General features: G+C 58.5%; 20 protein-coding genes. 10 read left to right on the top strand and 10 right to left on the bottom strand.

Annotated elements, in window-relative coordinates; genetic code table 11:
- Positions 1-8 precede the first annotated feature (8 nt).
- A complete protein-coding gene (yghU, locus tag ACRZ9X_RS18145) occupies positions 9-884 on the bottom strand; it encodes a glutathione-dependent disulfide-bond oxidoreductase (protein ID WP_480521424.1) in 876 nt (291 codons plus the stop codon).
- A gap of 245 nt (positions 885-1,129) precedes the next feature.
- Here yghU and ACRZ9X_RS18140 point away from each other — a divergent pair, with 245 nt between their 5' ends.
- On the top strand, positions 1,130-1,648 hold the full coding sequence (locus ACRZ9X_RS18140) for a YHS domain-containing (seleno)protein (RefSeq protein WP_480521422.1): 519 nt from the start codon (positions 1,130-1,132) through the stop codon (positions 1,646-1,648).
- Positions 1,649-1,708: 60 nt separating this feature from the next.
- Here ACRZ9X_RS18140 and ACRZ9X_RS18135 read toward each other — a convergent pair whose 3' ends face one another.
- Both ACRZ9X_RS18135 and metF read right to left on the bottom strand, forming a co-directional pair.
- A complete protein-coding gene (locus ACRZ9X_RS18135) occupies positions 1,709-2,371 on the bottom strand; it encodes a J domain-containing protein (protein ID WP_480521420.1) in 663 nt (220 codons plus the stop codon).
- 200 nt (positions 2,372-2,571) lie between these two features.
- Positions 2,572-3,438 (bottom strand): methylenetetrahydrofolate reductase [NAD(P)H], encoded by an 867-nt coding sequence (metF, locus tag ACRZ9X_RS18130; protein ID WP_480521419.1) that lies wholly within the window; start codon positions 3,436-3,438, stop codon positions 2,572-2,574.
- Between the two features lie 93 nt (positions 3,439-3,531).
- Between metF and ACRZ9X_RS18125 the strand changes: the two genes are divergently transcribed.
- Both ACRZ9X_RS18125 and ACRZ9X_RS18120 read left to right on the top strand, forming a co-directional pair.
- Positions 3,532-4,437, top strand: a complete 906-nt coding sequence (locus ACRZ9X_RS18125) for a LysR family transcriptional regulator (protein WP_480521417.1) — start codon at positions 3,532-3,534, stop codon at positions 4,435-4,437.
- Between the two features lie 95 nt (positions 4,438-4,532).
- Positions 4,533-5,318: an inositol monophosphatase family protein gene (locus ACRZ9X_RS18120; RefSeq protein WP_480521415.1), complete on the top strand. Its 786-nt coding sequence runs from the start codon at positions 4,533-4,535 to the stop codon at positions 5,316-5,318.
- Positions 5,319-5,369: 51 nt separating this feature from the next.
- On the opposite strand, the gene bhcD is transcribed toward ACRZ9X_RS18120, so the two are convergent.
- From bhcD to bhcA, 4 genes are read right to left on the bottom strand one after another with little or no spacing between them, the layout of a single operon-like run.
- The gene (gene bhcD, locus ACRZ9X_RS18115) at positions 5,370-6,335 is read right to left on the bottom strand and encodes an iminosuccinate reductase BhcD (protein WP_480521649.1); all 966 of its coding nucleotides are present in this window, start codon (positions 6,333-6,335) and stop codon (positions 5,370-5,372) included.
- A 33-nt stretch (positions 6,336-6,368) separates the two neighbouring features.
- Positions 6,369-7,532, bottom strand: a complete 1,164-nt coding sequence (bhcC, locus tag ACRZ9X_RS18110; RefSeq protein ID WP_480521413.1) for a 3-hydroxy-D-aspartate aldolase BhcC — start codon at positions 7,530-7,532, stop codon at positions 6,369-6,371.
- On the bottom strand, positions 7,529-8,515 hold the full coding sequence (gene bhcB, locus ACRZ9X_RS18105; protein WP_480521411.1) for a beta-hydroxyaspartate dehydratase BhcB: 987 nt from the start codon (positions 8,513-8,515) through the stop codon (positions 7,529-7,531). The genes bhcC and bhcB overlap by 4 nt, the downstream gene beginning before the upstream one ends.
- An 11-nt stretch (positions 8,516-8,526) precedes the next feature.
- Entirely contained in the window at positions 8,527-9,717 is a 1,191-nt protein-coding gene (bhcA, locus tag ACRZ9X_RS18100) for an L-aspartate--glyoxylate aminotransferase BhcA (protein ID WP_480521409.1), read from the bottom strand.
- A 188-nt stretch (positions 9,718-9,905) separates the two neighbouring features.
- Between bhcA and ACRZ9X_RS18095 the strand changes: the two genes are divergently transcribed.
- Positions 9,906-10,748 carry an IclR family transcriptional regulator gene (locus tag ACRZ9X_RS18095; RefSeq protein WP_480521407.1) on the top strand — a complete coding sequence of 281 codons (843 nt, stop codon included), beginning with the start codon at positions 9,906-9,908 and terminating at the stop codon, positions 10,746-10,748.
- Here ACRZ9X_RS18095 and ACRZ9X_RS18090 read toward each other — a convergent pair.
- Both ACRZ9X_RS18090 and putA read right to left on the bottom strand, forming a co-directional pair.
- On the bottom strand, positions 10,713-11,456 hold the full coding sequence (locus ACRZ9X_RS18090) for a rhomboid family intramembrane serine protease (protein WP_480521405.1): 744 nt from the start codon (positions 11,454-11,456) through the stop codon (positions 10,713-10,715). The genes ACRZ9X_RS18095 and ACRZ9X_RS18090 overlap by 36 nt on opposite strands.
- Positions 11,457-11,498: 42 nt before the next feature.
- Entirely contained in the window at positions 11,499-14,900 is a 3,402-nt protein-coding gene (gene putA, locus ACRZ9X_RS18085; protein WP_480521403.1) for a bifunctional proline dehydrogenase/L-glutamate gamma-semialdehyde dehydrogenase PutA, read from the bottom strand.
- Positions 14,901-15,002: 102 nt separating this feature from the next.
- On the opposite strand from putA, the gene ACRZ9X_RS18080 reads away from it, so the two are divergent.
- On the top strand, positions 15,003-15,491 hold the full coding sequence (locus ACRZ9X_RS18080) for an Lrp/AsnC family transcriptional regulator (RefSeq protein ID WP_480521401.1): 489 nt from the start codon (positions 15,003-15,005) through the stop codon (positions 15,489-15,491).
- A 30-nt stretch (positions 15,492-15,521) separates the two neighbouring features.
- Positions 15,522-16,088: a tetratricopeptide repeat protein gene (locus tag ACRZ9X_RS18075; RefSeq protein ID WP_480521399.1), complete on the top strand. Its 567-nt coding sequence runs from the start codon at positions 15,522-15,524 to the stop codon at positions 16,086-16,088.
- Between the two features lie 50 nt (positions 16,089-16,138).
- Here ACRZ9X_RS18075 and ACRZ9X_RS18070 read toward each other — a convergent pair whose 3' ends face one another.
- Positions 16,139-18,028 carry a PhoX family protein gene (locus tag ACRZ9X_RS18070; RefSeq protein WP_480521397.1) on the bottom strand — a complete coding sequence of 630 codons (1,890 nt, stop codon included), beginning with the start codon at positions 18,026-18,028 and terminating at the stop codon, positions 16,139-16,141.
- Positions 18,029-18,542: 514 nt separating this feature from the next.
- Between ACRZ9X_RS18070 and ACRZ9X_RS18065 the strand changes: the two genes are divergently transcribed.
- The 4 genes from ACRZ9X_RS18065 to ACRZ9X_RS18050 all read left to right on the top strand — a co-directional run bounded on the left by ACRZ9X_RS18065 (position 18,543) and on the right by ACRZ9X_RS18050 (position 21,676).
- A complete protein-coding gene (locus tag ACRZ9X_RS18065; RefSeq protein WP_480521395.1) occupies positions 18,543-19,634 on the top strand; it encodes a tyrosine-type recombinase/integrase in 1,092 nt (363 codons plus the stop codon).
- Positions 19,635-19,750: 116 nt separating this feature from the next.
- Positions 19,751-20,791 (top strand): hypothetical protein, encoded by a 1,041-nt coding sequence (locus tag ACRZ9X_RS18060; protein WP_480521393.1) that lies wholly within the window; start codon positions 19,751-19,753, stop codon positions 20,789-20,791.
- A 50-nt stretch (positions 20,792-20,841) separates the two neighbouring features.
- Positions 20,842-21,024 carry a helix-turn-helix transcriptional regulator gene (locus tag ACRZ9X_RS18055; RefSeq protein ID WP_480521391.1) on the top strand — a complete coding sequence of 61 codons (183 nt, stop codon included), beginning with the start codon at positions 20,842-20,844 and terminating at the stop codon, positions 21,022-21,024.
- Positions 21,025-21,034: 10 nt separating this feature from the next.
- The gene (locus ACRZ9X_RS18050; RefSeq protein ID WP_480521389.1) at positions 21,035-21,676 is read left to right on the top strand and encodes a helix-turn-helix domain-containing protein; all 642 of its coding nucleotides are present in this window, start codon (positions 21,035-21,037) and stop codon (positions 21,674-21,676) included.
- The last annotated feature ends 450 nt before the right edge of the window (positions 21,677-22,126 follow it).

The raw sequence follows: 22,126 nt of genomic DNA, 5'->3' as shown, positions 1-22,126 counted from the left end.
GCCATCTATCAGTCGGCTGGTTCCAGCTTGTCCTGCGTGCGGTGTTCAAAATCGCTGGCGTCGTGGCGCTCGTGCAGTTGAGTATGGGGTTCGCCAAAGGCGCGGTTGACCATTCGGCCACGGCTGACGGCGGGGCGGGCGTCGATCGCTTTGGCCCACCGCACGACGTTCTTGTAGGTTTCCACGTCCAGGAACTCGGCGGCGTCGTACAGGCGCCCCAGAACCAACTGACCATACCAGGGCCAGATCGCCATATCGGCGATGGTATAATCTTCGCCCGCGATATAGGTCTTTTCGGCCAGTTCGCGGTCCAGCACGTCCAACTGTCGCTTGGTTTCCATGGTGAAGCGGTTGATCGGGTATTCCCATTTTTCCGGTGCATAGGCGTAGAAATGCCCAAACCCGCCGCCCAGATAGGGTGCGCTGCCCATTTGCCAGAAGACCCAATTCATCACCTCGGTCCGCTCGGGGCCGCTTTCGGGTAAGAATGCCCCGAACTTCTCTGCCAGGTGGAATAGGATCGAGGCGCTTTCAAACACCCTTGTGGGTGTATCGCCCGAATGATCCCACAAGGCCGGGATTTTGGAATTCGGATTGCCCCCGACAAAGCCCGAACTGAACTGGTCACCTTCGCCGATATTGATCAGCCAGGCGTCATATTCCGCATCTTCATGGCCCAAAGCAAGAAGCTCCTCGAGCATCACGGTGACTTTGACGCCATTGGGTGTGGCCAGCGAATAAAGTTGCAGTGGATGCTTGCCTTTAGGCAGGTCTTTGTCATGAGTCGCCCCTGCAATCGGACGGTTGATATTAGCAAAGCGTCCGCCGCTTTCGCTGTCCCAGGTCCAGACCTTCGGTGGGGTATAGGTGGTGTCGTCGCTCATCTCGTGCCTTTCTTTCAATTCCCATGGCGCTGGGCCGCTGAGATCACAGCTAATATTGCAAAACGTAAAGTCCAACCCCGAATGACAGGGCGAGACTGTAACATTCCGCCGGATTTGCCTCACGTTTGCTGGTTGTATGTCACAGCGCCGCGAGGGGGCCTACGCGCGGGGGTAAAATCACTTATTCTCTGGTCAGCCCCTTCGCAGGGTGCATCGAAACCAGCATGGATATGAGGATCGATTACATGAAACGCTTTGCACTGACCTTCGCCGCAGCACTGGCGCTGGCCGTTCCCGCCTTTGCAGGTGACCAGTATGTCGATGGCACCGGATTCGCCGTCTCGGGCTACGATGTTGTTGCATATCGCAGCCTGGATCAGGCACCTGTGGGCAAGGCTCAACCGGCCGCTGTGCGGGGTCGCTCCGATATCACGGCCGAGTACAACGGATCGACCTGGGCATTCTCGACCGAAGAAAATCGCGACAAGTTCCTTGAGAACCCGGCCTATTACGCACCGCAATATGACGGGCACTGTGCCTACGGTGTCTCGCGCGGCGGCAAGGTCCCGGCAAACCCGAACCTGTGGCGGATCGTGGACGACAAGCTGTATCTGAACATCACCGATGTGGTTGTCGGCTTCTTCGAAGAAGATATCCCGGGCAACATCAATCTGGCTGAAGGCAACTGGCCGGGTATCGAGCCCGCAAAGGCATCGACTGCGGTCATTCCAAAGTTCACCTCGAAAGGCCCGATCAGCAACTAATCCGCTGGCGGAAAACAAAACCCGGCCAATCTGGCCGGGTTTTTTGCGTTTGAATTCTGCTCAGCTGGCCAGCCAGAATTCGTCCCGGACGAACTGATCGGCGTCAAAGCGGATTTTCACGCTTTTGGCGCCAGGAAACCGGCGCGCGCGGATGGCATCGGGTACGACAATCTCGCCCGAGCCTGCGCTTTTGGACTGGAACGAAAGTATCTCTGCTTCGGACCGCCGGTCGCTGGCCAAAACCGTCGTGGGCAAAGCCACCCGATTCGGGCCTTCACATACCGGCGTTGGCACGAAATAGGTCAGGTTGCGTCCGAAACAGCCAATGGCTTCGGGGATATGATCCGAATCTCGGCTGCAATTGCCCTTCTTGGGTGTAGTTGTCTTGCCCGTGTCATCCGACAGCGCCAGGTCCGGGTCCAGCAGCGTGCGGCAAGCTTCGATATCATCCGCGGCAATGTCGATGACACGCTTTTTCAGACGCGGGCGGCGTGGCGAAGGCGCAGTTTCAGGAGCTTTGTGGGTAAGCCCCTCTTTCCGCAAAAAGTCATAGGCGGTTTTTGCTTCGGAAAACTCCGAGCAATCCCCGCTTTTGTGATCGGGATGGCCGTGAAATGCGATTTTGCGCCAGGCATCACGAATGTCGTTCGCAGTGGCGCTGTGATCGAGGCCGAGAACCTGCAACGCATCGGTCCGGGCCCTAACTCTGTCTATTTGTTCCATAACGCGGAAAACTCTTAAAAATTACACTAACGCCAGTTTGATCTTCGCCATGGTTTTGTCAAATTTCACCGGGAATTGGGCGCGCTCGCGTGTACAGTGTCGAAGCGCGGGCAAAAATTGTTGCGGAATGGGGAAATGTTGCGCAGGGCCGCCCCTGTCGGGTTCGGCCTTCGGGATAAACGTTCCCGAAGGCCTTTATGTCAGGCGACGTTCTGCAATTCGGCGCGTGGGGTGATGCCCAGCGCAAAACACACGTCCCGCGTAAGTTCGGGGCGGTTGAGCGTGTAAAAATGCAGCTTGTCCACTCCGCCCTCAATCAGGTCCGAGCAGAGCTCGGTGCAAAGTGCAGTTGCCAGCAGTTCTTCGCGATCATCGCGCAGCGCCTTGTCAAAGGCATTTTCGACCCAGTCGGGGATTCGGGTGCCACAGCGCCGGGCAAAGTTGCGGGCGCCTTTCCAGTTTTCAATCGGCAGGATGCCCGGCACGATCGGCTTGTCGATCCCGGCCTTTTCGCAGGCGTCGCGGAAGCGAAAGAAGGTTTCGGCCTCGAAAAAGAACTGGGTCAGGGCTTCGTCTGCGCCCGCGTCCAGCTTTGCTTTCAGCCAATCCACATCGGTACGCGCGTTTTGGGCCTCGGGGTGAATGTCGGGATAAGCACCGACGCGGATGTTGAATTGCCCGGTTTCCGCCAGCGCCGAGATCAGTTCGACCGAACTGGCAAAGCCATCGGGATGGGGAGCAAAACGGTCTTCACCCTTTGGTGGATCACCGCGCAGGGCCACGATGTCGCGAACTCCGGCTTTCGCAAACGTGTCCGCGATTTCTAGTGTTTCTTCGCGGGTTGCATCGACGCAGGTCAGGTGCGCCGCAACCGGCAAGCCCGAGGATTTGTGCAGGGTCGCCACCGCCTCGCGTGTCAGTTCGCGGGTAGTGCCGCCAGCGCCGTAGGTCACCGACACAAAACGAGGCTCCAGCGGGGCCAGGGTCTGCACTGTATCCCACAGGCGAAACGAGGCCTCGAGCGTCTTTGGGGGAAAGAACTCAAATGAAATTTCAGGTTTGGACATCGTCGCCTCTCGAATTTGAATATGTCCTCTTGTGCCATTCGATCCATTGTGAGACAAACTCATATTCTTCAAGAACAACATGAGTTCAATTAAATGCACATCGAATTCCGCCATCTCCGCACGATCAAAGCCATTCATGAATGCGGCGGTCTGGCGCGCGCGGCGGACCAGTTGAACATCACCCAGTCCGCGCTGAGCCATCAGATCAAGGGGCTTGAGGATCAGGCCGGAGTCGAGCTGTTTTTGCGCCGCTCGAAACCGATGAAGCTGTCGGCAGCGGGCCTGCGGCTGCTGCGGCTGGCCGAGCAGATTCTGCCGCAGGTCGAAGCGGCGCAACAGGAGTTTTCATCTTTGCGCGACGGACGCACGGGCCGGATGCATATCGCGATTGAATGCCATGCCTGTTTCGAATGGCTTTTTCCGGTGCTTGAAGCCTTCCGCAAGTCCTGGGGGGATGTGGATGTCGATATCCGGCCGGGCCTTGCCTTTGATGCGCTGCCCGCGTTGCAGAAGGAAGAGGTTGATCTGGTTGTGTCTTCGGACCCAGAAGACCTGCCCGGGGTCGAGTTCATTAAGCTGTTTGACTATGACGCTGTGTTCGTGGCGGCCTCGGCGCATCCGCTGGCACAGAAAGAGTTTATCGAAGCCGAGGATTTTCGCGGTCAGACATTGATTACCTACCCGGTTGAACGGACGCGTCTGGACGTCTTCAGCCAGTTGTTGATCCCCGCGCGAGTCGAACCTGCTGCCATCCGGCAGGTTGAGCTGACGGCTGTGATCCTGCTGCTGGTCGCCTCGAACCGAGGCATTTCTGTTCTGCCGGATTGGGTTGTGCGCGAGGTCAAATACAACTCGGACTATGTGACACGTCCGCTGACAAAGGACGGGGTCACCCGTAGCCTCTATGCGGCGGTGCGTCGCGAGGATCTGGAAAAACCCTTTGTTCAGGAGCTGATCGAATTGGCTGGAACCGAGGCACGCAAGCTGCAGGCGGAATAGCGCAACGCGCAAGGCTGCCATGCGCATCATTCCTCTTGGCAAGGCTGCATTGCCCCAGTATACGCGCGGTTTGACCGGACAGGAGCCTATGGAAAATGGTTGGCAGTGCAAATCTCAACATCATGATCAAAGCCGCGCGCAAGGCGGGGCGGTCGCTGGTCAAGGACTTTCGTGAAGTCGAGAACCTGCAGGTGTCAATGAAGGGCGCGGGCGATTTCGTTTCCAAGGCCGATATCGCCGCCGAAGAAATCCTGAAAGAGGAACTGCTGGGCGCCCGCCCGACCTATGGCTGGCTGGGCGAAGAGGGCGGTGGTCAGGACGGCGAAGACCCGACCCGGCGCTGGATTGTCGATCCGTTGGACGGCACCACCAACTTTCTGCACGGTCTGCCGCATTGGGCGATCTCGATTGCGCTGGAACACAAGGGCAAGATCGTTGCCGGGGTGATCTATGACCCCGCCAAGGACGAGATGTTCTTTGCCGAAAAGGGCGAAGGCGCGTGGATGAACGACACCCGCATTCGCGTTTCGGGTCGTCACCGCATGATCGAATCGATCTTTGCAACCGGACTGCCTTTTGGTGGCCGTCCGGACCTGCCCGAAGTGTTGCAGGACCTCGCGCGTCTAATGCCAGCATGTGCCGGTGTGCGTCGTTGGGGTGCTGCGGCGCTGGATATGGCCTATGTGGCCGCCGGTCGTTACGAAGGGTACTGGGAACGCCGTCTGAATGCCTGGGACATCGCCGCGGGGATCATCATCGTGAAAGAGGCCGGAGGCTTTGTGCAGTCCGTGAACTCCGAAGGCAACGTGCTGGAAGACGGCAACGTGCTATGTTCGAACGAGCCGATCTTTGACCAGTTCGCCAAAGTTATCCGCAACTGATTTCCAGTCGAGAACCACACAAGCGCGCCCCGTCCGAGGCGCTTTTTTAGCTCAGAGCATTGCCCGCTGCGCCAGCCCGGCCTCGTCAGCCAGCCGAGCGGCGACGGCTGCAACCGCAAGATCCTGCAAGCCGACACCAGTTCCGTCAAACAGTGTGATCTGGTCCGCTGACATCCGCCCCGGGTGGTCACCGTTGATCACGGCACCGATGGGGGTGATTTGCTGCTCGGTCAGCGACCCGTCAGCGATGGCATGCTGGGCTTCGCCAATGGTGACGGATTGCGTGACCTCATCGGTAAAGACGCTGGCCGCAGCAACCAGCGCCGGGTCGACCTCTTGCTTGCCCTTTGTGTCGGTCCCCATGCAGGCCAGATGCGTGCCGGGTTTGATCCAGTCTTTCATCAACAGCGCTTCAAAGGCCGAGGTGATGGTTATGATCACATCCGCCTGCGCGCCCAGTTCCTGCGGGGTGACCGCCTCGAATCCCAGCCCGATTTCTTCCGCGACGGCGGCCAGACGGGGCAGCATCTCGGGGTGCGGGTTCCAGGCGATGACCTTTTCGAATGCGCGCTGCTCAGCGGCGGCGCGCAGTTGAAACGTCGATTGATGCCCGGCGCCGACCATGCCCAGAACTTTGGCATCCGTGCGCGCCAGATGCGCGATCGACACCGCCGAAGACGCAGCTGTGCGCAATGCCGTCAGGTAGTTGCCCCCGACCAAAGCCGACAAACGCCCGCTGTCGGGATCAAACAGAAACACGGTAGACTGATGGTTGGTCAGGCCGCGATCAATATTGCCGGGCCAATACCCGCCTGATTTGACGCCCAGCACCTGCCCATCGCGGTCAAAGCCCGATTTGAACCCGTAAAGCGCATCGGCATGGCCCAAAGCCTCGCGGATGACGGGAAAGTTCCGGGCCCCGCCGCGCGCCATCGCGCCGAACACCGCCTGCACCGCGTCGAACGCCTGATCGCGCCCGACCAGCTGTTCGCACAGGTCCTCGCCTACAATCAGCAGGCCCTCTTGCGTTGCCATCGCATCCCTCATCGCTCAGTACGCCTTGCCGCGAGCCGAGACCGGCCACAGGGTTTCAACCTTGCCGTTCCGCACGCCGACATACCAGTCGTGGACATTGCAGGTGGGATCACAATGTCCCGGAACCAGCCGCAGCTTGTCATTAACCTTCAGCACGCCATCCGGGTCGCCGATCACACCATGCTCGTCCGAGCATTTGAGGTATTCCACATCATCGCGCCCAAAGATGAATGGTAGGCCGCTATCGACCGATTGCGCCTTGAGCCCTGCGTCGCAGATTGCCTTGTCGGCCTTGGCATGGCTCATGACACTGGTCAGGATGAACAGGGCGTTCTCCCATTCTCCCTGATCGATCCGCTTTCCGTCCTTGTCCAGAATACGCCCGTAATCCGCATCCATGAACGCGTAAGAGCCGCATTGCAATTCGTTGTAAACGCCCGAGTTGCTTTCGAAATAATAGGACCCCGTGCCGCCGCCCGAGACCAGTTCGCATGTGATGCCTTCCGATTTCAGCCCGTCCACCGCGTCTCGCACCATCGCGATTGCGGTATCGAGCTTCTCTTTCCGCGCCTCGTAGCTGTCGAGATGCTGCATCGCGCCCTGATAGGCCTGAATACCGGTGAACGTCAGATTGGGCGCCGCTTCGACGGCCTTGGCGATTTCGATGACGGCAGACGTGGTCGTTACACCGCAGCGACCCGCGCCGCAGTCGATTTCCACAAGCACCTCAAGCTTTGTGTCATGCCGAACCGCCGCTTCAGACAGGTCAGCGACATTGTCCACATCATCCACGCAAACGATAGCGCGCGCCCCCAGCAAGGGCAGGCGCGCCAGACGGTCGATCTTGGCCGGGTCGCGCACCTGGTTTGAGACCAAAATGTCCCGAATACCACCGCGGGCAAAAACCTCGGCCTCTGACACTTTCTGGCAGCATACTCCAACCGCGCCGCCCAATTGTTCCTGCAGCTTCGCGACATCGACGGATTTATGCATCTTGCCATGGACCCGGTGGCGCATCCCGTGGGCTTTGGCATAATCGCCCATCTTCTTGATGTTCCGCTCCAACGCGTCCAGATCAAGGATCAGACAGGGGGTCTGAATGTCGCTTTCCTTCATGCCGATGCTGGCGGGGATGTCAAAGCCGACTTCAAGCCCGTGGAAATTTGCTGATTTATTCATGTTGTTTCTCCTGCGGCTGCCATCCAGGGCAGCTTATCCAGATCCACATTGCCGCCGGTCACGATAACGCCGACGCGTTTGCCCCGAAACACGTCCGGGTTTTTCAGGATTGTTGCCAGCGGCACCGCCGAAGATGGCTCACTCACCACGCGCAGATGTTTCCACATCAGCTTCATCGCCCCGATGATCTCGGCGTCTGAGGCCGTGAAGATATCGGTCACATGGTTTGAGACGAAATGCCATGTGTTCTCTTTCAAAGGCACCAGCAACCCGTCGGCCACAGTTTTGGGTGCGTCATCGGCGATGATATGCCCGGCCTTGAACGAGCGATACGCATCGTCAGCCTGTTCCGGTTCAGATGCATAGATCGCCGTTTCCGGGGCCAGATTCGAGACCGTCAAACAGGTGCCCGAGACCATGCCGCCGCCGCCGATCGGGGCGATCACCGCATCCAGCCCACCTGTCTGCTCCAGAAGCTCTGCCGAACAGGTGGCCTGCCCTGCAATCACCCTGGGATCGTTATAAGGATGCACGAATTCCCCACCGGTCCGGGCCTGCACATCGGCAAACGTGACCTCGCGGGACGAGGTCGATGGTTCGCACTCGGTGATGATGCCGCCGTAACGGCGCACGGCGTCTTTCTTGGCCTGAGGCGCGGTGCGGGGCATGACCACGTTGCATGGGATGCCGCGACGGCCAGCGGCGTAAGACAGGGACAGCGCGTGGTTTCCGCTGGAATGAGTACACACACCTTTGGCCGCCTTGGCACCGTCCAGACCGAACACGGCGTTGCAGGCCCCCCGGACCTTGAAAGCACCGGCTTCCTGAAAGTTTTCGCATTTGAAGAATAGCTGCGCACCGGTCATCTGGTTCAAATAATCCGATACCATGACAGGCGTGCGCCTGATATGCGGTCTGATCCGGTCATGCGCGGTATGCATATCCGCAATCGTCAGTTGGTCGGCTGGGGTATGATCCAACATATTCACCTTCCTCATGCTGCGGCTTTGGCACGGTCAGACTGACCGGTGCGATAATATTCCTGTGCTGCCGCCACACCGCTGCCCAGCGTGATGGGATAGTTCAGATCGGCCATCGCCATCTCAATGGCGCTAAGTCCAGACAGAACCATGACATCCGTCAGACTGCCCAGATGCCCGATCCGGAAGGCCTTGCCGTTCAACTGGCCCAGCCCGATGCCAAAGGACACACCGTAGGCGTTAAAGGCGTGATCGGTCAGCACGTTGCTGTCAAACCCGTCGGGTACATAGATCGCGCTGACGGTGTCCGAGTAGAGATCCGGCGCGTCCGCGACCAACTCCAGCCCCCAGGCCGCAACCGCACGGCGGACGCCTTCGGCCAGCCGGTGATGGCGGGCATAGACGGCGTCCAACCCTTCCTCGAACAGCATCTTCAGGCTTTCGCGCATCCCATAGATCAGTTGCAGCGGCGGGGTGTAGGGAAACCCGCCCGAGGTGTTGGCGGCCATCATGTCGCGGAAATCGAAGAAGGTGCGTGGCAGTTTCGCTGCCTTCATCGCATCCAATGCCTTGGGGCTGACGCACAGGATCGCCATGCCAGTGGCCAGCATGAAGCCCTTTTGCGACCCCGACACCGCGATATCCACGCCCCACCGGTCAAACTCAAAGGGCATGGAGGCCAGAGAACTGACACAATCCACGAACAGCATCGCCGGGTGGTCCGCTGCAGTCATGGCCTGTCGTACCGCGTTGATGTCTGAACACACGCCTGTCGCGGTTTCATTGTGGGTGACCAGAACAGCGCGAATGCTATGCGTTGTGTCCTCGGTCAGGATAGCCTGAAACTGGTGAGCGGGTGCGCCGCTTCCCCAGGGACAATCGACGATCCGCACGTCCAGACCGTGACGCTGACACATATCGATCCAACGGTGGCTGAATACACCGTACCGGGCCACCAGTACTGTGTCGCCGGGGCTGAGTGTGTTGGTGATGGCAGCCTCCCATCCGCCGGTGCCGCTGGAGGGGAAAGTGATGATCTGACCTTGGGTGGTGCCAAACACCGCCTTTGTGTCTTCCAGGACCGGGGCAAAGGTTTCAACGAAATCGGGCGCGCGGTGGTCCTGTGTCTGGACCTGCATGGCCAGTCGCAATCTGTCAGGGATGTTGGTGGGACCGGGAATGAAGACCGGGTTTTGATTGGACATCGCAAGTTCCTCCGCTTTGGATCAGTGTCCGTGATCGCGCGCCGAGATGCAATTTTCTTGAAAAATGTTTTCATTTTTGTAATTTAATTATTAGGATCATGATTTCAGGGCATTTTCCGTTTTTCATTCTTGTTCAAACAAAAAGTGCAAACCGAAAAACTCTCTCGGACAAAAGGGGCAGATGACCGATGGAACCAACAAAAAGGCCGCGCGGCAGACCCAAATCCCTGTTCAAGGAAAGCTCGGCCGGGACCATGCAATCGCTGGATCGCGCGTTGGGCGTTCTGACCACCGTCGCCCGTCTGGACCGCACCGCACTCAGCGATCTGGCGCGTGAGGTAAACGTGCCTACGGCGACCACGCACCGCATTCTGGTGACCTTGCAGAAGCATGGATTTGTGTCCTTCGACGAAGAGCGTCAGGATTGGATGATCGGGATCGAGGCCTATCGCACCGGGGCATCGTTCCTGCGGCATAATAATGTGATTGAGGTGGGGCGTCCCATCCTGCGGCGGCTGATGCAGGAGAGTGGTGAAACCGCCAATCTGGCGGTGCCTGATGGGGCCGAGGTGGTATTTGTCGGTCAGGTCGAGACGACGAACCCGATCCGTGCGTTTTTTCCGCCGGGAGCCCGGACGCCGATGTATGCGTCGGGAACGGGCAAGGCGATACTGGCGGCGATGACACAGGACGCCCAAACCAAAGCGCTGCGCATGACCGAGCCAAGGGCATTCACCGAACACACGCTGGTTCCGGGCGCGGCGTTGCAGCGCGACCTGGCCCAGAGCCGAGCGCGCGGGTGGTCTCATGACCGGGAAGAGCGGTATCAGGGTATGTCCTGTATCGGCGCGGCGATTTTCAATGACAGGGCAGAACCGCGCGCGGGGATTTCCGTGTCCGGCCCAACGGTCCGCTTCGGGTCGGATCGGGCTGAGGAACTGGGCGCTTTGGTATCAACTGCCGCGCAAGAGATCACGCGGCTCAGCGGTGGGCTGTTACCGACGGGGTACGCGGGGGATGCGGGAATGTGACAGCTTGTATTTGTGTTCGGGATGGGGCGGATGCCCGTGGGTTCGGCTCCAATAGTTGACACCGCCGCGTCGCAGCCAAAGCGGGATGCATAGGATCAGGCCGACAAAGAACCCACCCGTATGCGCCCAATAGGCCACGCCGCCCTGATCTGGGTCGCTGGCCAGACTGCCAAAGAACTGCATACCCAGCCAGACACCCAGCATGATAAAGGCCGGAATGGTGAAGATGCGGAAGTAGACGATCAGGATCAACAGGATATCCACGCGCGCCTTCGGAAACAGCAACAGATAGCCGCCCATCACCCCGGCAATTGCCCCGGATGCGCCAATGGTGGGGACCGTCGAATGTGGTCCGGTGACCACGTGAATCAGCCCCGCTCCGATCCCGGCCACAAGATAGAACAACAGGAAGGGCAGGTGGCCCATCTCATCTTCCAGGTTGTCGCCGAAAATCCACAGAAACAGCATGTTTCCGGCCAGATGCATCCACCCGCCATGCAGGAACATTGAGGTCACCAGAGTCTCGAACGCGTATCCGCCGGTGATCCGTGCGGGGATGACGGCAAAGTTGTCATAAAGCCACCCGATCAGACGCACATTTCCCATCTCTAAAGCGTAGCTGAGAAATATCAGGATGTTCGCCGCAAGCAGCAGATAGACGACATAGGGCGTGCGCCCTGACGGGTTATGATCACGGATCGGAAACATGGCGCGACGCTGGGCGTTCAGCGGCTCAGCGTCAAGGTCCGTTTACGCCGCACCGCCCAACAACGCGGCATTGCCACCGGCGGCTGTGGTATCAACGCATACGTGGCGCTCGCCCAGAACGCGCGCGCGATCCGGCAGTCCGGGAACCAGTGGCAGGATCGGTCCTGCCCGGCGGGCCAGATGCAGCTCGATCTCGCGCGCGGTGGCGTCATCGCCCCACCACAGCACAGCTGAGATGCCTGTCACGTTCTCCAGCCGGTGCAGATCAAGCGCGCCGGTCGTCCGTATGGCGATGCCGCCCAGGGCCTCGACCGCCTCGGCCTGAGCATTTGTGGCATCCGGTCCCGGTCCCATGCACAGCAGGGGCGCGCGGGGAAATTCGCTGAGCCGGTTCGACTCGCCGGTCGGCCCGGGAAGTGAGCGCGACTGAGGGGCCGCAGGTTGGCCAGTCGGGGCAGGCAGATCCCGCATTGTGGTCTCCCATTTATCATCGGTTTTTTGCCGGTCCGGCGCGCAGAACCGCGCCATATAGTTCGGCCCGCCGGCCTTGGGACCGGTGCCGGACAGCCCTTCGCCCCCGAAGGGTTGTGATCCCACAATGGCCCCGATCTGGTTGCGATTGACATAGATGTTGCCCGCGTGAACCGCCTCGGTTATGTGCTGGACGCGGTCGTCGATGCGGGTGTGCAGCCCGAAGGTCAGGCCGAATCCTGTGGCGTTTATGTCGGCAATCACCTGATCGATCTCGGACGCTTTGAACCGGGCGACATGCAGGACGGGGCCGAAAATCTCGCGCTCCAGCGCGGCGATGCCGGTGATTTCGATCAAAGTCGGCGCGACAAACGTGCCTTCGGGCGGGGATGGCATCTCTTTCAAAACGCGTCGTTCTGCCCGCGCGGTCGAGATATGGTCCATGATGCCGTGCCAGGCGTCCCGGTCGATGACCGGTCCGCAGTCGGTCGAGATCAGCCACGGTTCGCCGACCTGAAGCGCATCCATCGCCCCCATGAGCATCGTCAGCAGGTCGTCTGCAATATCCTCTTGCACGTAAAGGCAGCGCAGCGCCGAGCATCGCTGACCCGCCGATTGAAACGCGCTTTCGATGATGGATTGAACCGCCTGTTCGGGCAAGGCTGTGCTGTCGATGATCATGGCATTCAACCCGCCGGTTTCGGCGATCAGGGGCGTGCCGGGTCGCAGGTTGGCCGCCATCGCCGCTCGGATTTTCCGGGCAGTGGCCGTCGAACCTGTGAACGCCACGCCGGACACACGTGGGTCTGAAGTCAACGCTGCCCCAACCGCAGGCCCGCCGGGCAGCAGTTGCAGCGCGTCTCGCGGAACGCCAGCCTCGTGCAGCACCTGTACCGCGCGATGCGCGATCAGAGGTGTTTGCGGCGCGGGTTTGGCCAGAACGGCGTTGCCGGTGGCCAGAGCGGCCGCAATCTGACCGGTGAAAATCGCCAGCGGAAAATTCCACGGGCTGATGCAGGTGAACGTGCCTGCCGGGTTTGCGTCGGGGATATTGGCCGCGTAGTAGCGTAGGAAATCAACCGCCTCGCGCAATTCGGCCACCGCATCCGGCAGGGATTTCCCCGCCTCGCGGGCCAGAAGCGCAAAGATCTCGCCAAAATGCGCCTCGTAAAGGTCAGCTGCGGTGTTCAGAACGCGCGCGCGCTTGGATGCATCGGCCTGCCATGGCGTGGCCGAGGCCAGTGCAAGTTCCACATCCTGCGCGCTGGCCGGGGCAACTGTACCGGGCCTGTCCTGCGGGTTGGCTGGGTTTATCACCGGGTGATCAGCGTCGGGCGTCGGCGCGTCAGACAACAACGGTTGAGCTTTCCAGCGATGGGCACGAAACCCATCCCGCGCAGCATCGATCCGGTCCAGTGTCGGTGTGTGGCGCAGGTCAAAACCGCGCGAGTTGGGGCGCTCGGGCTGGAACAGCTGGGGACCGGTCGGCAAATGGTGTGGTGGTTCGTGAATGGTTCGGAACGGATCGGCGGCCACCTCCTCTGGCGGAACCACTTCGTCCACGATCTGATTCACGAATGACGAGTTGGCGCCATTTTCCAACAGACGCCGCACCAGATAAGCCAGCAGGTCGCGATGCGCACCCACCGGCGCATAGATACGACAACGTGTCCCGGCTTGTGCCTTGACCAGCTGATGCAAGGTTTCGCCCATGCCGTGCAGACGCTGGAATTCGAAGGGTTGCGCATCGGCCATGTGAAGGATCGCGCTGACCGTATGGGCGTTATGGGTGGCAAACTGGGGATAAATCCGATCGGTCATGCTCAGCAGTTTGCGCGCATTTGCGATGTAGGAAATATCGGTCGCCGCCTTGCGGGTGAACACCGGAAAACCATCGACGCCTTCGACCTGCGCGCGCTTGATCTCGGTGTCCCAATAAGCCCCTTTGACCAGCCGGACCATCAGCTTGCGATCGTGGCGTTCGGCCATGTCATACAGCGAGTCCAGCACGATCCCGGCACGTGGGCCGTAAGCCTGCACCACGATTCCGAACCCGTCCCAACCTGCCAGTGCGGGTTCGGCCATAACGTCTTCGATCACTTGCAGAGAGAGCGACAGGCGATCAGCTTCTTCTGCATCGACATTCAGCCCCATCCCGGCTGCCTTTGCCAGCAGGCACAACGCGCGCAGACGCGGAACAAGCTCCTCCATGACCCTTTGTTCCTGTGCAAGTTCGTAGCGGGCATGCAGGGCGGACAGTTTTACGGAAATACCCGGGTTGGCGCGGATGTCGTCATGGGTGCACGCATCGGCGATGGCGGCAATGGCGCGGGAATAGGACAGGTGATACCGGGCGGCATCCGCCTCGGTGCGCGCGGCCTCGCCCAGCATGTCGTAGGAGTAGGTGTAGCCCTTCGCTTCCATCCCGGCAGCGCGGTCCATGGCCGAGTGTATCGTCTCGCCCAGAACGAACTGGCGACCCATTTCCTTCATCGCGCGCGCAACCGCGGTGCGGATCACCGGCTCGCCCAATCGCTTAATCGCGCCACGCAGGGCGCTGACCGGAGAGGACTTGGCTTCGTCCAGTACCTTGCCTGTCAGCATCAGTGCCCAGGTCGAGGCATTGACCAGCGAGGACGAAGACTGACCCAGATGTCTGCCCCAATCAGAGGGTGCGATCTTGTCCTCGATCAGCGCGTCGATGGTGTCGGCATCGGGGACACGCAGCAGCGCCTCGGCCAGACACATCAGGGCGACGCCTTCGTCGGTCGACAGGCCATATTCGGACAGGAAAACTTCCATCATGCCCGGCGATGTGCTGGATCGGATGTCGCGCACCAATTGCGCCGCCGCCGCGCAGATCGCCGTACGATCCGTGTCGGATAGGCTGGCCTGCGTGATCAGGTGATCCAGAACGTCGGACTGATCCGCATAGGTTTGGGTGTCGATATGGGTGCGCAGGCAGTGTGTCATGTGTCCTCCGGGCTTTCAGAGAGTATATCGTCGATTTTCAGGGACAATCGTCTTACATTGAAGCATTGAAAGGCGAATGACCTGAAGTTTTGAGGTTTTGAAATGCAAATGAACTGTCCCGATCTGGATCGGTTTGATCAGGCGATCCTGTCGATTCTGTCCGAGGAGGGGCGTATCCCGATCGCGGATCTGGCCCGGCGCATCGGCTTGTCGAAATCCCCTACGCAGGCGCGGGTCAAACGACTGGAGGCCGAAGGGATCATCACCGGGTATCGCGCGCTGCTTGATCCGATCCGTCTTGGGCTTGACCACGTCGCCTTTGTCGAGGTCCGCCTGACGGACACGCGCGAGAAAGCGCTGGCCGAATTCAACGCGGCGGTCCGCAAAATCGCCGAGATCGAACAAGCCCATATGATTGCATCAAATTTCGATTACTTGCTGAAAATTCGCACCGGCTCGATGACAGAATACCGCGCGGTTCTGGCCGAGAAACTCTCGTCCTTGCCGCATGTGGCCAGCACCTCAACATTCGTGGCGATGGAGGCGGTGAAGGAAACTGGTTTGTCCGGTGCGTTGGATGGGGTGGGTTGACGAAAGGATGAGACGGGCCACCATAGGTGCATGAAAATCGTAGCCATCGCTTTTGGTCTGTGTGCTGCATGCAGCGTTCCTGCTGTCGCCGCAGACTGCCCTGCCGCGCCGGATCACTCGGATCAGGTGTCCGAGATCATCGCGCGGATACAAGGTGCGGACGATGAACAGGCGGCGCGTGTTCTATCCAGCGAGTTGTGGGAATTGTGGACCGATGCACCGGACGACAATGCGCAACAGGCCCTGGATCGTGGGGTTGCCCGCCTCAGAGCAGGAGACTTTGTGGGCGCTGTTGAAGACTTTGACAAGCTGATCGCCTATTGCCCGGCTTATGCAGAAGGATACAACCAACGCGCCTTTGCGAATTTTCTGCAAAAGGATTTTGGCGCTGCCCTGCCGGATCTGGACAAAGCAATCGAACTGTCACCGGATCATGTTGCAGCCATCAGCGGTCGGGCGCTGACCTTACTGGGACTTCAACGGCTGGATGAGGCGCGCGATGCGCTGCTACAAGCTCTGGAACTGAATCCCTGGCTGTCCGAACGGCACCTGATGGCCCCAGGTGGGCCGTTGGACATACCCGGCGAGGATATTTGACAAAAAAAGCCCCCGAACCAGAAAGGACGGGGGCTTTTAAGTGTGTTTTCTTACCCGACCAGACCGTTATCGGCGCGCTTGATCGTGATGATGGCCGAGCGTGGCGTTCCGCCGTCGGGCCAGTTGCTGCCCGGGTGCTGGATGCCGACAAACATGGTGCGCAGGTCGCTGGACCACGCCAGCCCGGTCACTTCACAACCATTCGGGCCGGTCATGAAACGCACGATTTCTCCGGTGACCGGATCACCAACCAGCATCTGGTTGTTGCCGTTGCCTGCGAAGTCTTCCTCGTTATCGTCATTGCCGTCCGTTTGGATCCAGACCAGACCCGTCGAGTCGATGGCCATGCCGTCGGGCGAGTTGAACAGGTTGCCTTCGTTCACATTCGAGGACCCGGCATTGGCATCGGAATGCACGGTCGGGTTACCCGCCATGACATACAAATCCCAGTCAAAGCCGGTCGCGGCGTGATCGTCATTTGCCGGCCGCCAGCGCACGATCTGGCCGTAATTGTTGGCGTCGCGCGGATTCGGACCATTGGCCGAGGTGTCGTCGCCACCGGCGTTGGGCTTCACGCCCCGGTTCTTGTTGTTGGTCAGGCAGCAATAGGCCTCGACCGCAACAGGGCTGGAGGCAACCCATTCGGGGCGGTCCATGGTGGTGCCGCCGGCCTTCGAGGCCGCCATACGTGTGAAGATCGCAATGTCTGCAGCGTCCATGCCTGTGGTTTCAGGGGTCAGCGCCAACCACTCGCCTGACATGTCGTCGTTGAACTTGGCGACATACAAGGTGCCGTCATTCAGCAAGCTCTGAGTTTCCGCGCCCGGCTGATACGTGCCGTTCGAGACAAACTTGTACAGGTACTCGCCGCGTTCATCGTCGCCCATATACACGACCACACGACCATCGGCGGCCAAAGTGACCTCGGCATTCTCGTGTTTGAAACGACCCAGACCGGTGTGCTTGACCGGAGTGCTGTCGGGCTTGGTCGGATCGATTTCGACGACCCATCCGACCCGGTGCGGCTCGTTGGGGTTTTTCGAGGTGTCGAAGCGGGGGTCGAACAGTTCGTAACCATTCCAGCTTTCGGCTCTCACACCATATCGTTTGAAGCCATCCGCAACCTTTTGGTCATAGCTGGCGTTTTCGTCCGACGAGCCGAAATAGCCGTTAAAGTTCTCTTCGCAGGTCAGGTAGGTTCCCCAGGGCGTTTTGCCCGCACCACAGTTGTTCATGGTGCCCAGTGAAGATGTGCCCGTCGGATCGGCTTCGGTCTTGAGCAGATCGTGACCGGCCGCAGGGCCGACAAGCGTCATCGGGGTGTTGTGGTGAATACGGCGGTTGAAGGGGCTGTCCTTGACCACGGACCAACCCTCGGCACCCTCAGTGATTTCCATAACGGTAACACCCTGAAGATTCTGCAGCTTCAGAACGTCACCGGCATTGGCCGGAACGCCTTCCTGCGCGGCAGGCAGGTTGATCTTGCCGTTCGGGTATTCATGGTTGATCGCGATCAGTTCATGACCCTGGAAGGAAAAGGTCTCCATCCCGTCGGTGTTTTCGCCAAAGACGCGGTCGGACTTCTCGACAGGCCCGCCATCGGTGACGTCGTACCCGTCTGCATCCGAAAACAACGGATCGCCCCAACGCATGAGCATCTTCCACTCGTACCCTTCCGGCACGTGAACGGTGCCATCGGTTTGCGCCGCAATCGGTGTGAACGCAAAGCGCGATGCATTTGCCGCCTGTGCCGAGGTCGAGCTCAGCAGACCCGTGCCCATCGCAGCAGCACCCGAGCCAAAGGCAACGACGCCGGCAAGGAAACCGCGACGCGAGATGGCGCTTTCTACAACGCGGTCAAAGTCGTTTTCTTCGGGACGGGGAAAATGCAGTTCGTCCCAATCGTCCGGGGAAAGGGTGTTTGGATCTACGTCTTTCATGGATGGCTCCTGGCTTTCAGAGGGTAGTTCACGGAATGCATGTAAGAGGCGTATGTGACAGTTGGTTAACAGGTAGATGAATGATCACGACAGTACACACGCCCGTCCATTCTTGTGGTCAATCCCGCGCTGATCAAGGTTTTTATATGGCGCAGAGCCGAGGCGAGCCGTCCGACCGGCCAATCCTGACCGTGCAGATTGCGTCAGCAACTCGGTCGATAACTATTTTGTGATGAGGTATCGAAACCCCCGTGGGCGCTCGCCGCAGGGGGCCGTAAAAATGCACTCTTTCGATCCCGAACGCGGCTTGACGATCTACTTTACGTATTCTAAGACCACTCTCGCTGAGCGGGCGTCGTATACTGGCTATTACCTCAGCCTTCCAAGCAATGATGCTCAGTTTCACTGAGCATCGTGTAGTTGCTATATATTTCATTTAGTTCAATAATATGTTTCACCACGTATCATGTGGTAACAGTTGCTATCATACCGTTTCCGACAAAAAGCCGATAAAATGCCAAAGCTCACAGAGACATTCGCACGCAAGGTTCCGCAGACAAAACGGGGCACCGCCAAGCACTGGGATGGCGAGATAAAGGGGCTTGTTCTCTTTGTCGGGAAACAGTCAAAGACATGGTACTTTCAGAAAGATGTTGGGGGTCAAACGCGACGGGTTTTAATCGGGCGCTATCCGATGATCTCTGCAGATACTGCACGCCAGACAGCACTGGGATATGCGTTGGACTGGGGCAGGGGAGCGGGCAAGCGTATTCAGATAGGAACGCCGACGCTTGAGGCTGCCATGGAAACCTATCTCGCCCGTCCCAAGCTTCGGTCTGAGGCTCACCGGTCCGGCGTGCGCCAGCAGTTCGAGCTGCATTTGAAAGATTGGCTGCGCTTGCCACTGGATGAGATCACTAAGTCGATGGTTGTCGAGCGTCACAGATCCATGGCGGCAACGCCATCTGCGGCAAACCACCTTTTGAAGTACTTCCGGACGGTCTGGAACCATGCGCGTCGTATTCATGACTTGCCGGAAAGCCCGACGATGGGCATCGAATGGTATGAAGAAAAGCCAGAAGGGGCGATCATCGGTGATCTACGCCTCTGGCGTCAAACAGTGGACGATCTCTACAACCCCATTCATAAGGTCTTCTACGAGCTGCTTTTGTTCACAGGCTTTCGCAAGACCGAGGCGTTGACATTGGAATGGAAGCAGATCCATGAAGATCACATCCACTTGCCGATGACCAAGAATGGGCGCAGCTTTGATCTGCCCATCTCACAGGTACATCACGAGATACTGGCTCCTGTGCGCGGCCTGCATCGGCAATGGGTGTTTCCGTCACCCAAATCCCCCACAGGTCATCTGAAGGGACCTGAGCGTATGCAATGGTCCTGCCACGCCCATCGTCGAACCTTTGCAACAGTGGCAATGGAGGCAGGGATACTCGAAGAGATAGTTGGCCGTTTGCTGAACCACACGCCGCTTTCGATCACCGGTCAGCGTTATGTGAAACCGTCCCTGGACGCGCTCAGACCCGCTATGGCCTCTGTATGCGAAGAACTGAAAGCTCGCTCGGGGCGGGAGCGGACAGTTATTTGATTGCCAAGGGGGAGGCCACTTCCGTGTCACAGGGTAGAAAGATCGACCCAACAAAACCATTGCGAACGAACCTAAATGGGAATCCACGCTGCAAACGGGAGCCCTATGATAAGATATTGCTGGACTATGCAGCATGCGCCTTGGATGAGCCGAAGATCGATCTTGCCGCCTTTCAAGACGTCATACACAGGATCTGTCCCAATGGGCGTTTAGCGCCAGCGCTAGGTGAACAGAGCTTGCAGTGGCATAGGGGGCTTGCCTCTCTCTGCCGTCCGGAGATTGAAGGCCAAGTTGGGGCAGCAGCAAAGCTTCACCAAGAGCACACTCAGCGCCTGTATCTCAACTGGCGCGAGAAAGACTACAGCTTCAAAAAGCGGTATGACACGCCTGCCGGAACCGGAAGCAAACGGCCAGCACTTCGCGGTGCGCATTTATGCCCGGGGCTGCCTATCCCTGATCGAGAGTTCTTGAGCGAGGACTATCTGTCGCAAGTCCTGCGGCCTTATGCCAGGGCAGAGTACGAATGTCGTCAAATCTTTTGGAGGCATTTGCAGGACGGGCACGCGCATGGTCATTGGATTGGGTTCATGCCAACAGATGAGGGCGCATATGTTCCGATGATGCCCGGCACGGGGTTTGGAACCGGTGGTCACTATGAAATCGATAGGGCGACCTATCTTTATGGCTTCGACAAAGCGGAAAGTGATCTTGGATTAGAAAACTACCCACATTCTGATCCATATCCGGGGCATTGCACCTGGATGTTCATTGGCGCAGAGCAAGTGCCGTGTGCTACTGTAGGCATCAATAGCGCGTCTCGGGATATCAGTCAGGCAACGCCTGCGATGGGTGCGGCGCAGTCGAATAAGAGCAAGTTTCCTAAAAGGCGTGAGCGTGGGTTCGGGCGTGCTGATGAGAAATTCATTCTATTCGGAGTCGAACTTTATCTGTCTGATCCTGCGATTTCGATGTATCGAGCGGCTGAAAAAGTCGTGGAAAAACACGGCAGTGAGATCTTGGGGAATAGTATCGATGCTAGGGTCTCTCGTTTGAGAAAAGGGATCTCTGCGGCACTGAATCATAAAGGCAAATGGGCAAAAAACGAGGAGCTGTCCCAACTGCTCCAAAAGTATCCAAACCAATCCAAGTCGCCCTAGGCCGGTTTGTGTGATGCTCCAGGCAATGGGATCGCTATTGGAGTAATTACATGAAACCCAATGATGAAAGGCTTCTGTCGAGAGCGGAAGTGGAAGAGCTGTTTGGTATCAGCAAACGCTTTCTTGAAAGCAGGGCGGGGAGCGCGACAGGCCCGCGTTTTGTGCGTGTCGGCCGCCTGGTCCGCTATAAGTTGGCGGACATCCATTCCTGGATCGAAGAAAACACGGTGTAGGTGGGTGCAGATGGAAAAGCCGCAGAGCATCGCCCCGTTTAGCAAGCTGCGCTTCACCTGGAAAAGGCTGGTGAATGAAGACGCCGACCTGTCACGCGGCGCAAAGCAATTGGCCAGCTGTTTGTGTGATACTTTTGTGAACAAGGAAACGGGACGCTGTTGGCCGAAAAATGCGACTCTGGCAAAAAGTTTGGGCGTCGATAAGAGAACGGTGCAGCGCTACATCAAGATGCTGGAGCAGGCAGGGTACCTGCGTCGGGTCAAAGTCCGGTGCGCGCACCGGGCGCATCAGATCTGCCTGCCCGACTTAAAGGGTGACAGCCTGTCACCCCAAGAAGTGACATTGCTGTCGCTCAAGGGTGACACAGCTGTCACCCCCTATAAAAACCAAGGAAAGAACATAAAAGACAGCAGTGTGGTTAACTTGCCGATGCCATATCTCCTGATTTCCGACCTTGAGAGCGGTGCTCTGGAGAGTTGGAAGCTCTGGTTTGAAAACCACTGGCCAGGTGACGTCGCCGCGCTTCTGCAATTGCTCAGGAGAGCAGGGAACTACATGTTCCCGTCGCGCTTTCCGAAAGACGAAGACACAGCTCGTTACCTTGCATTTTTCAATTGGGTCACGGCAACGAACGGCAAAGAGCTCGGCTAGGACAGGTTACACGGCGTCATCGCTTTACTGCGCTAATACCTTGAGGGGGGTATCAAAAGTTGCAGCCTTTAAGCCAAGGGACCGGTGGGGGTAACCAGATTTTTTCGGGAGCAAAATTAAAGGGGGGGTATCCCAGTTGGTGGACCACTTTCAGGGGGCTACTCCACCAGCTTTTATTGCACTTGCCGTAATGTTGGAAAGAGGATCATCTGTTCAGGCAATTTCCCAAACATGGTCTGAAGAGTGAAGTTGTCTTTGGCGCTGTATCGACCATGTAGTCGGAACCGTTCTGAGCCCGGAATGCAATTGTAAAGAGTGAAGTTATATTTGCTCCTCTTTAGGAAGTTCTTTCTCATCGCCGCGACATTCGTTGCCCCCACTGATCGGCAAGTAAAGTCGTCATCTGCCGGGCAAAGTGGTTTTAACGCGGGACCTCTCGAACTGCGGTCA

It is taken from the genome of Ruegeria sp. AL1 (genome assembly GCF_056540905.1).
This window is presented reverse-complemented; position numbering and strand designations above follow the sequence as displayed.